General features: G+C 60.1%; 11 protein-coding genes. 9 read left to right on the forward strand and 2 right to left on the reverse strand.

Annotated elements, in window-relative coordinates; genetic code table 11:
- Nucleotides 1-13: 13 nt before the first annotated feature.
- Nucleotides 14-301, reverse strand: coding sequence for an Asp-tRNA(Asn)/Glu-tRNA(Gln) amidotransferase subunit GatC (gene gatC, locus HU718_RS05295; RefSeq protein WP_007901429.1), 288 nt, complete (start codon nt 299-301; stop codon nt 14-16).
- Nucleotides 302-512: 211 nt separating this feature from the next.
- Between gatC and mreB the strand changes: the two genes are divergently transcribed.
- The 8 genes from mreB to tldD all read left to right on the forward strand — a co-directional run bounded on the left by mreB (nt 513) and on the right by tldD (nt 11,785).
- The gene (gene mreB, locus HU718_RS05300) at nt 513-1,550 is read left to right on the forward strand and encodes a rod shape-determining protein MreB (RefSeq protein ID WP_002555108.1); all 1,038 of its coding nucleotides are present in this window, start codon (nt 513-515) and stop codon (nt 1,548-1,550) included.
- A 141-nt stretch (nt 1,551-1,691) separates the two neighbouring features.
- A complete protein-coding gene (gene mreC, locus HU718_RS05305; protein WP_186616589.1) occupies nt 1,692-2,819 on the forward strand; it encodes a rod shape-determining protein MreC in 1,128 nt (375 codons plus the stop codon).
- Complete coding sequence (mreD, locus tag HU718_RS05310; RefSeq protein ID WP_016984171.1) at nt 2,819-3,310, forward strand: rod shape-determining protein MreD; 492 nt, start codon at nt 2,819-2,821, stop codon at nt 3,308-3,310. The genes mreC and mreD overlap by 1 nt, the downstream gene beginning before the upstream one ends.
- A gap of 37 nt (nt 3,311-3,347) precedes the next feature.
- On the forward strand, nt 3,348-3,944 hold the full coding sequence (locus tag HU718_RS05315; RefSeq protein WP_150730080.1) for a Maf family protein: 597 nt from the start codon (nt 3,348-3,350) through the stop codon (nt 3,942-3,944).
- Nucleotides 3,945-4,002: 58 nt separating this feature from the next.
- Complete coding sequence (rng, locus tag HU718_RS05320; RefSeq protein ID WP_034154470.1) at nt 4,003-5,460, forward strand: ribonuclease G; 1,458 nt, start codon at nt 4,003-4,005, stop codon at nt 5,458-5,460.
- Nucleotides 5,461-5,535: 75 nt separating this feature from the next.
- Entirely contained in the window at nt 5,536-9,342 is a 3,807-nt protein-coding gene (locus HU718_RS05325; protein ID WP_186616583.1) for a YhdP family protein, read from the forward strand.
- A 135-nt stretch (nt 9,343-9,477) separates the two neighbouring features.
- Nucleotides 9,478-10,338: a carbon-nitrogen hydrolase family protein gene (locus HU718_RS05330; protein WP_095119484.1), complete on the forward strand. Its 861-nt coding sequence runs from the start codon at nt 9,478-9,480 to the stop codon at nt 10,336-10,338.
- A gap of 4 nt (nt 10,339-10,342) precedes the next feature.
- Complete coding sequence (gene tldD, locus HU718_RS05335) at nt 10,343-11,785, forward strand: metalloprotease TldD (protein ID WP_034154473.1); 1,443 nt, start codon at nt 10,343-10,345, stop codon at nt 11,783-11,785.
- A gap of 90 nt (nt 11,786-11,875) precedes the next feature.
- Here tldD and yjgA read toward each other — a convergent pair whose 3' ends face one another.
- Nucleotides 11,876-12,400 carry a ribosome biogenesis factor YjgA gene (yjgA, locus tag HU718_RS05340; RefSeq protein WP_007915377.1) on the reverse strand — a complete coding sequence of 175 codons (525 nt, stop codon included), beginning with the start codon at nt 12,398-12,400 and terminating at the stop codon, nt 11,876-11,878.
- A gap of 108 nt (nt 12,401-12,508) precedes the next feature.
- Here yjgA and pmbA point away from each other — a divergent pair, with 108 nt between their 5' ends.
- Nucleotides 12,509-13,855, forward strand: coding sequence for a metalloprotease PmbA (gene pmbA / locus HU718_RS05345; protein WP_102900689.1), 1,347 nt, complete (start codon nt 12,509-12,511; stop codon nt 13,853-13,855).
- The last annotated feature ends 45 nt before the right edge of the window (nt 13,856-13,900 follow it).

Below are 13,900 nucleotides of genomic sequence, written 5' to 3' on the forward strand. Positions count from 1 at the left end.
AGGCTCTTTCCCTTTAGTCGATGACTTTCGGAACCAGATACAGGCCGTTTTCGACCGCTGGTGCGATGGACTGGTAGGCCTCGCGGTGATTGGTCTCGGTCACAACGTCGGCGCGCAGGCGCTGACTGGCTTCCAGCGGGTGGGCCAGAGGCTCGATTCCGTCGGTATTAACAGCCTGCATTTCGTCGACCAGACCGAGAATGCTGTTGAGAGCGGAAGTAATGTGTGGAAGATCGGCATCATTGAGGCCAAGGCAGGCCAGATGAGCGATTTTTTCCACGTCGGAGCGTTCTAGCGCCATCGGGATTCTCCTGTGGAAAACAGAACGGACGGCGTCCGTGTGTTAGATTGTCGGAACACTACCGCACTTCTACGGTCATAAGGCCGCGATTGTGGGGCTTGGTGCACAGAAAAGCGGCCAATTTAACATATTGGCGCCTTGCCCAAAATCCCTGTCGTTGTTAGAGTTTGCCGCACTTTTTTACCCACGCGTTGCCTAGGGTCCCTTTCCCATGTTCAAGAAACTGCGTGGCATGTTTTCCAGCGATCTTTCCATTGACCTGGGCACTGCCAACACCCTTATTTACGTGCGCGAGCGCGGTATCGTCCTGAATGAGCCATCGGTTGTGGCCATTCGGACACACGGTAACCAGAAAAGTGTCGTTGCTGTCGGCACCGAGGCCAAGCGCATGCTCGGCCGTACGCCGGGCAACATTGCTGCCATTCGTCCGATGAAGGACGGCGTGATCGCCGACTTCAGCGTCTGCGAAAAGATGCTGCAATACTTTATTAACAAGGTTCACGAAAACAGCTTTCTGCAGCCTAGCCCTCGTGTGCTGATCTGCGTTCCATGCAAATCCACTCAGGTTGAGCGTCGTGCTATCCGTGAATCGGCCCTCGGTGCCGGTGCGCGTGAAGTGTTCCTGATCGAAGAGCCAATGGCTGCTGCGATCGGTGCCGGTCTGCCGGTCGAAGAAGCGCGCGGTTCGATGGTCGTGGATATCGGTGGTGGTACCACTGAAATCGCACTGATCTCCCTGAACGGTGTGGTCTATGCCGAATCCGTCCGCGTTGGCGGCGACCGCTTCGACGAAGCGATCATCACCTACGTGCGCCGTAACTACGGCAGCCTGATCGGTGAGTCCACCGCTGAGCGCATCAAACAGGAAATCGGTACGGCCTACCCGGGCGGCGAAGTTCGCGAAGTCGACGTTCGCGGTCGCAACCTGGCCGAAGGCGTTCCACGCGCATTCACCCTGAACTCCAACGAAGTACTGGAAGCTCTGCAAGAGTCTCTGGCGACCATCGTTCAGGCTGTGAAAAGCGCGCTGGAGCAATCGCCGCCGGAACTGGCTTCCGACATCGCCGAGCGTGGCCTGGTGCTGACCGGTGGTGGCGCATTGCTGCGTGACCTCGACAAGTTGCTGGCCCAGGAAACCGGTCTGCCAGTGATCGTTGCCGAAGATCCGCTGACCTGTGTTGCTCGCGGCGGTGGCCGTGCATTGGAAATGATGGATAAGCACACCATGGATCTGCTCTCGAGCGAATAAGTCGCCGGGTGCAATACGTGGGTGAGCGCGCAGGCAGCACTTTGCAGTGCTGCCTGTTGGCGTTTATCTTCTGTCAGTCTTCATCCAGGCCGGTTTGATGCCGTATGAATAAACAGAACATTTGCCTGGGAGGAGCGGCTTATTAAACCGCTTTTCGCCAAAGGCCCTTCGTTGGGTGTGCGCCTGTTGGTGCTGGCCGTGCTATCGGTCGCGCTGATGGTGGTCGATGCCCGCTTTGATCTGCTCAAGCCTGCACGCAAACAAGCGTCGCTAGTGCTGATGGATGCCTACTGGATCACTGACCTGCCCGGACGGCTGTGGGAAGGGATTGCCAGCCAGTTCGGCAGTCGCACCGAGCTCATCGCCGAAAACGAAAAGCTCAAGACCGAAAACCTGCTTTATCAAGGGCGTATGCAGAAATTGGCCGCCCTGACGGAGCAGAACGTTCGATTGCGCGAGTTGCTCAACTCTTCCGCACTGGTCAATGAGAAGGTCGAAGTGGCCGAGCTGATCGGCATGGATCCCAATCCCTTCACCCATCGAATCATCATCAATAAAGGTGAGCGCGACGGCGTGGTGCTCGGTCAGCCGGTGCTCGATGCTCGCGGTCTGATGGGGCAAGTGGTCGAGTTGATGCCGTACACCTCGCGTGTATTGCTGTTGACCGACACCACCCACAGCATTCCTGTGCAGGTGAACCGTAACGGACTACGGGCGATTGCCAGCGGTACCGGCAACCCGGAGCGCCTGGAATTGCGGCATGTCGCCGACACGGCGGATATCAAGGAAGGCGATCTGCTGGTCAGCTCCGGGCTCGGACAGCGTTTCCCGGCGGGTTATCCGGTGGCGACGGTCAAGGAAGTGATCCATGACTCTGGCCAGCCATTTGCGATCGTTCGCGCGGTACCGACCGCTGCGCTGAACCGCAGTCGCTACTTGCTGCTGGTGTTCAGTGACTCACGTACGGCTGAGGAACGCGCCAACGACGCTGCGCAGGCTCAGGAAATTCTGGATGCCCATGGCGGCGGTCCGATGATGCCTGCCAACGTTTCGAAACCTCTGGTCATGCCGGCGCCTGCCGCCCCTTCGACTCCCGAACAGGCGCCAGCAACCACAGCGCCCGCCGCGACGGCGGTCAAACCGGGTGCAAGCAAACCGCCAGCGACTGTACCGGCTGCGTCGAAGCCGCCGGCGTCTTCGCCAGCCGCCGGCAAACCACCCGCCAAACCACCGGTCACGGCGCCAGTCACCACCAGGGGACGAGAATAATGGTCGGTGTGAAAGCTTCTCGAAATGGCTGGATGGTCTGGCTGACATTTTTGATCGGCCTGTTGCTCAGCGTGTCACCGTTGCCGATCTTCATGGAAATCCTTCGCCCGCTGTGGCTGGCCTTGCTACTGACGTTCTGGGCGCTGTACATGCCGCAGACGGTCGGCATGGTCACCGCGTTCTGTCTGGGGTTGGCCGAAGACGTATTGCAAGGCGATCTGTTTGGGCAAAACGCGCTCATCCTCTCGCTGATTACGTTCCTGGTGCTGTCATTGCAGCAGCGCTTGCGGATGTTCCCGATGTGGCAGCAGTGTCTGGTGATCCTGGTGATCTTTGGCCTCGCGCAACTGGTGCAATTGTGGCTCAGCGCCCTGACTGGCAACCGCCAGCCGACTCTGGCGCTGGTACTGCCGGCGCTGGTCAGCGCATTGCTCTGGCCCTGGGTCAGCTTCGCCCTGCGTGGATTGCGCCGCCGCTACAAAATCAATTGAGCCGGTGAAGCAGGGCACTGAACAGGGAGATGTTTTGATGAAGCCGCTTTACCTCGCCTCCGGGTCGCCGCGTCGCCGTGAATTGCTCACGCAGATCGGCATTCCGTTCTCCGCCATCAGTGCGGATATCGACGAAACCCCGTTACCCGAAGAATCGCCGTCGACCTATGTCGAGCGTCTGGCGCGCGGCAAGGCCGAAGCCGGGCGTCGCAGCGTCGTGTCCGCTCAGCCATGCTGCGTGCTGGGTGCCGACACCGCCGTGGTGCTGGACGGCAAAATTCTTGGCAAACCGGTGGACGAAGCCGATGCATGCGCCATGCTGATGATGTTGTCCGGCAAGGAACATGAAGTGCTGACCGCCATTGCCGTGCTTGAAGACGAGCGCTGCGAATCACGGGTGGTGCGCAGTCTGGTGCGGTTCCGTCCGATCAGCGGTGAAGAAGCTGCTGCCTATTGGGCCAGCGGCGAGCCGCGGGACAAGGCCGGCGGTTATGGCATTCAGGGGCTCGGCGCGGTGTTTGTCGCCGGGCTCAATGGCAGTTACTCGGCGGTGGTCGGACTGCCAGTTTGCGAAACCGCAGAACTGTTAGGCCATTTCGGCATACCCTGTTGGCAAAACCTGAACGCGCAATAAGCGTCGTACGAATCCAGATGCGGCCATTATCGTGAACATGCCTGAACGAGATCCTGCCATGAGTGAAGAGATTCTGATCAACATCACGCCGATGGAGTCGCGCGTGGCGGTGGTCGAAAACGGTGTGCTGCAAGAAGTCCATGTTGAGCGCACGCAAAAGCGCGGGATCGTCGGCAACATCTATAAAGGCAAGATCGTCCGGGTACTGCCCGGGATGCAGGCGGCATTCGTCGACATCGGCCTGGACCGCGCCGCGTTCATTCATGCTGCCGAAATTTCTCTGCGTGAAGGCCCAGCGGTGGAAAGCATCAGCGCGCTGGTGCATGAAGGCCAAAGCCTTGTCGTGCAAGTCACCAAGGATCCGATCGGGTCGAAAGGCGCACGGTTGACCACGCAGCTGTCGATTCCGTCGCGCTATCTGGTGTACATGCCGCGCACCGCCCACGTTGGCATCTCGCTGAAAATTGAAGACGAAGCCGAGCGCGAACGCCTCAAGCAGGTGGTCAGCGATTGCGTGGCCAAAGAAGGCATCAAGGAGGCGGGCGGTTTCATTCTGCGCACCGCCGCCGAAGGCGCTGGCGCCGATGAAATCCTCATGGACATCCGTTACCTGCGGCGCCTGTGGGATCAGATCAACGAGCAGATCAAAACCATCTCCGCGCCTAGCGTGATTTACGAAGACCTCGGTCTGGCGTTGCGTACGCTGCGTGATCTGGTCAACCCGAAGATCGAGAAGATCCGCATCGATTCCCGGGAAACCTTTCAGAAAACCACGCAGTTCGTCGCCGAACTGATGCCGGAAATCGCCGATCGTCTGGAGCATTACCCGGGTGAGCGGCCGATTTTTGACCTGTATGGCGTCGAAGACGAAATCCAGAAAGCCCTCGAACGCAAGGTGCCGCTGAAATCCGGCGGTTATCTGGTGGTGGATCCGGCGGAAGCCATGACCACGATCGATGTGAATACGGGCGCGTTCGTCGGCCATCGCAACCTCGAAGAAACCATCTTCAAGACCAATCTCGAAGCGGCCACCGCGATCGCCCGGCAGATGCGCCTGCGCAACCTTGGCGGGATCATCATCATCGACTTCATCGACATGGAAGACGAAGAGCATCAGCGCCAAGTGCTGCGCACCCTGGAAAAACAACTGGAGCGCGATCACGCCAAGACCAACATCATCGGCATCACTGAGTTGGGCCTGGTGCAGATGACCCGCAAGCGTACCCGCGAAAGTCTCGAGCAAGTGCTGTGCGAACCGTGCAGCAGTTGCCAGGGCCGCGGCAAACTGAAAACCGCGGAAACCATCTGTTACGAGATTTTCCGCGAGATCCTCCGTGAAGCCCGGGCTTATCAGGCGGAGGGTTATCGGGTGCTGGCGAACCAGAAAGTGGTCGACCGCTTGCTCGATGAAGAGTCGGGTAACGTCGCCGAGCTTGAAGGTTTCATTGGTCGCACCATACGCTTCCAGGTGGAAACCATGTATTCCCAGGAACAATATGACGTGGTGTTGCTCTGATCCCCTGCGTCACTTTTATTCCACCGCGGCTGGCCTCAGCTTTTCGCAGTATTTTTGCCATGGGAGCCGACTGACATGGAGCGTCTGACACGCATTTTGGCCGCACTCACCCGCTGGGGGCTGGGCCTGTGCGCGTTGGTTCTGGTGTTGATGGCGTTGTATGTCAGTCTCGGCCGCGAACTGTCCCCGCTGGTGGCTGAGTACCGAGCCGACATCGAGGACAAGGCCAGTGCCGCCCTTGGCATGCCGTTGCAGATCGGCGAACTGGAAGGCAACTGGAGCGGTTTTGCCCCGATCCTGCTGGCCCACGACGTGATGGTCGGCAGTGGCGCCAATGCCTTGCGTCTGGATCGGGTGCGCGCGGTACCGGATTTGTGGGCCAGCCTGTTGGCGCGCGAAGTGCGCATTGCCCACCTGGAACTCAACGGCCTGAAAATCAGCCTCAAGGAAGCCGGGGACGGCACTTGGGCACTGGAAGGTCTGCCGGTGCAGAACGATCAGCCGCTCGATCCGCAGCAATTGTTCAATCGCTCGCAAATGATTCAGCAACTGTCGGTACTCGACAGTCAGGTGACCTTGCAGCCCCTCGATCACGCGCCACTGACGCTCACCTATGTCGGCCTCAATCTGAAAACCGGCGCCAGCCGTCAGCGCCTCGATGCCCGTTTGACGTTGCCGGATGGCCAGCCCGTTGCACTGAGCCTGCGCACGCGGATTCGCCCCGAGCAATGGCAGGACAGTGTGGTGGACGGTTACGCCAGCCTGCCGCAAAGCGACTGGTCGAAGTGGCTGCCGGAGCGTCTTACCCAGCAGTGGAATTTCTCCGAGATCAAGGCCGGCGGCGAACTCTGGGTCAATTGGGCCAAGGGCACGCTGCAAAGTGCCGCGTTACGCTTGAATGCACCACAACTGACCGGCGCCTACGCCGATCGCAAGCCGATCCAGATCAATAATCTGGCGCTTAACGCCTACTACGAGAACAGTGATGAGGGCGCGACCGTTACCCTCGATTCACTGGCGATGAATTTCGGCGAAAACCGCTGGGAGTCACATGTACAGGTGAAGCAGACGCGCGCGACCGACAAGGTCGAAGAACTCTGGCACTTGCAGGCGGATCGCCTCGATCTGACCCCGATCACTCCACTGCTCAATGCCTTGGGGCCGTTACCGCAAGGTTTCGCCACGGCCGTTGATCATCTGAAAGTCACCGGTGGCCTGCGTAACGTGTTGCTGGATTTCCGCCCCAATGCCACTGACGGCAACAAATTCAGTTTCGCCACCAATCTGGATAACGTCGGTTTCGATGCCTACCACGGCGCGCCGGCGGCTCGGAACGTCAGCGGCAGCCTCAGCGGCAACCTCGACGGTGGCGAGTTGCGCATGGACAGCAAGGATTTTGTCCTGCACCTCGACCCGATTTTCGCCAAGCCCTGGCAGTACATTCAGGCCAACGCACGCCTGACCTGGAAGCTCGATAAAGACGGCTTCACCCTGATCGCCCCGTATCTGAAGGTGCTCGGCGAGGAGGGCAAGATTGCCGGCGATTTCCTGATTCGCCTGCATTTCGATCATAGCCAGGAAGACTACATGGACCTGCGTGTCGGTCTGGTTGAGGGTGACGGTCGCTACACCGCCAAATACCTGCCCGAAGTCTTGAGTCCGGCGCTCGACGAGTGGCTGCGTACGGCAATCCTCAAAGGCGCAGTCGATCAGGGTTTCTTCCAGTATCAGGGTTCGCTGAGCAAGAATGCCGGTGAGGCCGACCGCAGCATCAGCCTGTTCTTCAAGGTGCACGATGCCGAACTGGCGTTCCAGCCGGGCTGGCCGCACGTGAGCAAGGTCAGTGGTGATGTGTTCATCGAAGACAGTGGCGTACGGATCTGGGCCAATAAAGGTCAGTTGCTCGACACTCAGGTCAGCGATGTCTTCGTCAATATTCCCCACGTACCGGCCGGGCAACACACGCACATGTATCTCGATGGCGCGTTTGCCGGTGGCCTCGGTGATGGCCTGAAAATCCTTCAGGACGCACCGATCGGTACCGGTGAGACCTTTGCCGGTTGGGAAGGCGCGGGCGATCTGCAAGGCAAGCTCAAGCTCGATATCCCGCTGGACAAGGGCGGCGACCAGCCGAAAATCCTCGTCGACTTCAAAACCGCCAATGCCCGGCTGAAACTGGCTGAGCCGAAACTGGAGCTGACTCAGCTCAAAGGCGATTTCCGCTTTGACAGTGCCAAAGGACTCAGCGGGCAGAACATTGCGGCGCGCGCGTTCGACAAACCGGTGACTGCGCAGATATTCGCCGATGGCAGCCCTGGCAAACTCAGGACTCGGGTCGCGGCATCCGGGCAGGTCGAAGTGAAGAAACTCACCGACTGGCTGGGCGTGACACAACCATTGCCGGTTTCCGGAACCATTCCTTATCAATTGCAATTGAATCTGGACGGCGCCGACAGCCAGTTGCTGGTCAGCTCCAGCATGAAAGGTGTGGCGGTGGACTTGCCCGCGCCGTTCGGCATGGCGGCGGACGTCGGGCGCGATACGGTGTTCCGCATGACCTTGCAGGGGCAGGAGCGGCGTTACTGGGTCAACTACGACCAACTGGCCAATTTCACTTTTGCGGCACCACCGACGAACTTCGCCGATGGCCGAGGCGAGCTGTTCCTCGGAGCCGGCGAAGCCGTGCTGCCGGGTGCCAAAGGCCTGCGGATTCGTGGAGTACTGTCGGAGCTCGACGTCGCACCGTGGCAGGACCTGGCCAACAAATACGCCGGGCAGGATCCGGGCGGCAGCGCCAAGCAGTTGCTCAACAGTGCTGATTTCAAGGTTGGCAAACTCACGGCATTCGGGACTACGCTGGATCAGGCGTCGGTTCAGGTCAATCGCAAACCAGGCGCGTGGAACCTGGCCCTCGACAGCCAGCAGGCGAAAGGATCGGCAAGTCTTCCTGACGCCAAGGGCGTACCGATTGCGGTCAATCTGCAATACGTGAAACTGCCGGCGCCGGACCCGACGGTACAGGCTGACGAAAATTCGCCAGACCCTTTGGTATCGGTCGACCCGACGAAAATTCCGGCACTGGATATCACCGTCAATCAGCTGTTTCTGGGGCCGGATCTGGTCGGCGGCTGGTCGTTGAAGGTTCGGCCGACTGCCAAAGGCATTGCCCTGAACAATCTCGACATGGGCCTCAAAGGCATCCTGTTGCAGGGTAACGGTGGCTGGGAAGGGCCGCCGGGCGCGACCACCAGTTGGTATAAGGGGCGCATTGGTGGCAAGAACCTCGCGGACGTCCTCAAGGGCTGGGGCTTTGCCCCGAGCGTGACCAGCGAAGAGTTTCACATGGACGTCGATGGCCGCTGGCCGGGCTCACCGGCATGGCTGGCGACCAAGCGCTTCTCCGGCACCCTCGACGCATCGCTGAACAAAGGCCAGTTTGTTGAAGTGGAGGGCGGCGCGCAGGCGTTGCGAGTGTTCGGTCTGCTCAACTTCAACTCCATCGGCCGCCGTTTGCGGCTGGACTTCTCCGATCTGTTCGGCAAAGGCTTGAGCTATGACCGGGTCAAAGGTTTGCTGGTCGCCACCAACGGTGTCTACGTGACCCGCGAACCGATCCGCCTGACCGGCCCTTCGAGCAATCTTGAACTCGACGGCACGCTGGATCTGGTCGGCGACAAGGTCGACGCCAAGTTGCTGGTGACGTTGCCGGTGACCAACAACCTGCCGATTGCGGCGCTGATCGTCGGCGCACCGGCGGTTGGCGGCGCGTTGTTCCTCATTGACAAGCTGATCGGCGACCGGGTGGCGCGCTTTGCCAGTGTGAAATACACCGTCAAAGGCCCATGGAAAGAGCCGAAAATCACCTTTGACAAGCCTTTTTGAGTAGCATGACTCTATTGCCGATGTAGGAGCTGCCGCAGGCTGCGATCTTTTGATTTTGCTTTCTAAGAGCCAGATCAAAAGATCGCAGCCTGCGGCAGCTCCTACACGGTTATGTGCAGATCCCGAGGAGTGGCCATGTCTTTAGCGGTGATTCAAATGGTCAGCCAGAGCGACGTGCTGGCCAATCTGGCTCAGGCCCGACGCCTGCTCGAACAGGCTGCAGCCGGCGGTGCGAAGCTCGCGGTGCTGCCGGAAAACTTCGCCGCCATGGGCCGTCGCGACGTCGCTGACATCGGCCGTGCCGAAGCATTGGGCGAAGGACCGATCCTGCCGTGGTTGAAACAGACCGCTCGCGACCTCAAGTTATGGATAGTGGCTGGCACTTTACCGTTGCCGCCGGTTGATCAACCGACGGCCAAGGCCAATGCCTGCTCGTTGCTGGTCGATGATCAGGGCGAAACCGTTGCCCGCTATGACAAGTTGCACCTGTTCGATGTCGATGTGGCGGACAATCGCGGCCGTTATCGCGAATCCGATGACTATGCTTATGGCAGTGGCGTCGTGGTTGCCGACACGCCGGTGGGCAAGCTCGGTCTGACTGTGTGTTATGACTTGCGCTTTCCCGAGTTGTACAGCGAATTGCGTGCCGCCGGTGCCGAGTTGATTACCGCACCGTCGGCCTTTACTGCGGTGACAGGCGCAGCGCACTGGGATGTCTTGATCCGTGCGCGGGCCATCGAGACACAGTGTTATGTACTGGCCGCAGCGCAAGGCGGAACCCATCCGGGACCGCGGGAAACCTTCGGCCATGCGGCGATTATCGACCCGTGGGGCCGTGTGCTGGCGAGTCAGGATCAAGGCGAAGCGGTGTTGTTGGCCGAACGCGACAGTATTGAACAAGCGTCCATCAGGGCGCGAATGCCGGTGGTGAGTCATCGGCGGTTTTTCTCGCAGGGCGCACAGCGGCCTGCTTCAGAACACGAATTTAAGGCGTAAACCTATGAGCGAGTTGTTGTCCTCAGTCAGTGATCACCTGTTGGCGCCCGGCGGCGTGACGATCGAGAGCCTGCAAGGCGTGCTCGGTGATCTGGCCGGTCCTGGCATCGATGCGGCCGACCTGTATTTCCAGGGCCAGATTTCCGAGTCCTGGGCGCTGGAAGACGGCATCGTCAAGGAAGGCAGCTTCAACCTCGACCAGGGTGTCGGCGTGCGCGCGCAGTCCGGTGAGAAAACCGGTTTTGCCTACAGCAACGCGATCACCCTCGAAGCGCTCGGCGCAGCGGCCCGTGCCGCGCGTTCGATCTCCCGGGCCGGGCAGAACGGCACGGTGCAGGCGTTCACCACTCAAGACGTCGCGCAACTGTACGCGCCGGATAATCCGCTTGAAGTATTGAGCCGGGCCGAGAAAGTCGAGCTGCTCAAACGCATCGACGTCGCCACCCGCGCGCTCGACCCGCGTATCCAGCAGGTCAGCGTCAGCATGGCCGGGGTCTGGGAGCGGATTCTGGTGGCGTCCACCGACGGCGGCCTGGCGGCGGATGTGCGGCCACTGGTGCGCTTCAACGTCAGCGTGATCGTTGAGCAGAATGGCCGTCGCGAGCGCGGCGGACATGGCGGCGGCGGGCGTACCGACTACCGTTATTTCCTCGCCGAAGACCGCGCCATGGGCTATGCCCGTGAAGCGCTGCGTCAGGCGCTGGTGAATCTGGAAGCGATTCCGGCACCGGCCGGTACCCTGCCGGTGGTGTTGGGTTCGGGCTGGTCTGGCGTGCTGTTGCACGAAGCGGTCGGCCACGGTCTGGAAGGTGATTTCAACCGTAAGGGCAGTTCGGCGTACAGCGGTCGTATGGGTGAAATGGTTGCGTCGAAACTCTGCACCATCGTCGATGACGGCACCTTGAGCGGTCGTCGCGGTTCGCTGAGTGTCGACGACGAAGGCACGCCGACCGAGTGCACCACGCTGATCGAAAACGGCGTACTCAAGGGCTATATGCAAGACAAGCTCAACGCGCGGTTGATGGGCGTGGCCCGCACCGGTAACGGTCGTCGTGAATCCTACGCACACCTGCCGATGCCGCGAATGACCAACACCTACATGCTCGGCGGCGAAAGCGATCCGGCGGAAATCATTGCTTCGGTGAAGAAGGGCATCTACTGCGCCAACCTCGGCGGCGGTCAGGTCGATATCACCAGCGGCAAGTTCGTGTTCTCCACCAGCGAGGCGTACCTGATCGAAGACGGCAAGATCACTGCGCCGGTCAAAGGCGCGACGTTGATCGGCAACGGCCCCGAGGCGATGAGCCGGGTGTCGATGGTCGGTAACGATCTGGCGCTGGACAGCGGTGTGGGCACGTGCGGCAAGGATGGGCAATCGGTGCCGGTAGGCGTCGGTCAGCCGACGTTGAAGATCGATGCGATCACCGTGGGTGGCACGGGCGCATAAATAAACGTGTGTAGGAGCTGCCGCAGGCTGCGATCTTTGCTCTTAAGATCAAAAGATCGCAGCCTGCGGCAGCTCCTACAGGGTCGAATATCAACGCAGACCGCGTTGAGTCTCGTCCAGCTCACGGATGTACTTGAAGATCTTGCGGCTGGAAGCAGGAGGTTTGTTTTGCGCAACCTCGTGCTGAGCCTGACGGATCAGGGAACGCAATTGCTGGCGATCGGCGTCCGGGTACTCGACGACGAATTTTTCCAGCACGGCATCGTCGCCTGCGATCAGGCGATCACGCCAGCGTTCGAGATTGTGGAAACGCTCGTTGTACTGACGAGTCGAGGCATCGAGTTGATCGAGCAAGGTCAGAATCGCGTCAGTGTCCTGATCGCGCATCAGTTTGCCGATGAACTGCAAGTGCCGTTTACGCGCGATGTTCGCGGTGTGCTTGGGCGCATCGGCCAGAGCCCGGCGCATGGCGTCGGTCAGCGGCAGTTTTGCGATCAAGTCTGGCTTGAGTGTTGTCAGGCGCTCGCCGAGGTCAACCAGAGCATGCAGCTCGCGTTTGACCTGAGATTTGCTTTTTTCTCCCGTATCGAGGGAGTCGTCGTAAGAATCAACCATGGTGGCAGTCCGCAAAGAAACGCCGCCATGATAACCAGTCGGGGGCCGCTTGTCCGGCCCGGTCGCTCGATGACCCTAGCCGAAAGCAGAATTTGAGTGGAGATGAGCATGAGTGCAGTTCAAAGCGTCGGCCCGCAGGCATTGCCGGCACTGCAGGAACAGGTCGAGCAGATCATCGCCGAAGCCAAGCGTCAGGGCGCCAGCGCCTGCGAAGTAGCCGTGTCGCTGGAGCAGGGACTGTCGACTTCAGTGCGTCAGCGCGAAGTCGAAACGGTCGAGTTCAATCGTGATCAGGGCTTTGGCATCACGCTGTATGTAGGTCAGCGCAAAGGCTCGGCCAGCACCTCTGCCACCGGACCGGACGCCATTCGCGAAACCGTCGCGGCGGCACTGGCTATCGCCAAACACACCTCCGAAGACGAGGCCTCGGGCCTGGCCGATGCGGCGTTGATGGCCAAGGAACAGCACGATTTCGATCTGTTCCACGAGTGGGACATCACGCCGGAGCAGGCCATCGAGAAGGCCTTGCTCTGTGAAGCAGCGGCATTCGACGCCGATGCGCGGATCAAGAACGCTGACGGCACCACCCTCAGCACTCATCAGGGCTGCCGTGTGTACGGCAACAGTCACGGTTTCATCGGTGGCTATGCATCGACCCGGCACAGCTTGAGTTGCGTGATGATCGCCGAGGCCGACGGCCAGATGCAGCGCGATTACTGGTACGACGTGAGCCGCCAGGGCGAATTGCTCGCCGATCCGGTCAGCATCGGTAAGCGTGCTGCGCAACGAGCCGCGAGTCGCCTGGGCGCGCGGCCGGTGCCGACCTGCGAAGTGCCAGTGCTGTTTTCTGCCGAACTGGCCGGTGGCCTGTTCGGCAGTTTTCTTTCCGCAGTGTCCGGCGGCAGTCTGTATCGCAAATCGTCGTTCCTTGAAGGCACTCTGGGGCAAAAATTGTTCCCGGAATGGCTGACCATCGATGAGCGTCCGCACCTGATGCGCGCAATGGGCAGTGCTTCGTATGACGGTGACGGCCTGGCGACGTACGCCAAACCGTTCGTCGAAAAGGGCGAATTGGTCTCGTACATTCTCGGCACTTACTCCGGACGCAAACTAGGCATGCCGAGCACCGCTAACGCGGGTGGCGTGCACAACCTGTTCGTCACTCATGGCGATGAGGATCAGGCCGCACTGTTGAAGCGCATGGGCCGTGGCTTGTTGGTCACCGAATTGATGGGCCATGGCTTGAACATGGTCACCGGCGACTATTCACGCGGGGCGGCAGGTTTCTGGGTCGAGAACGGCGAAATCCAGTTCGCGGTGCAGGAAGTGACCATTGCCGGCAACATGCGCGACATGTTCAAGCAGATCGTTGCCGTGGGTAATGACCTGGAACTGCGTAGCAACATTCGCACAGGTTCGGTGTTGATCGAACGGATGACCGTCGCGGGCAGCTAAACCCCAGCCGTCATACACAAAAGGCGCGCCACCTCATCGGGTGGC

This window comes from Pseudomonas tensinigenes (assembly GCF_014268445.2).
Taxonomy (GTDB): Bacteria; Pseudomonadota; Gammaproteobacteria; order Pseudomonadales; family Pseudomonadaceae; genus Aquipseudomonas; species Aquipseudomonas tensinigenes.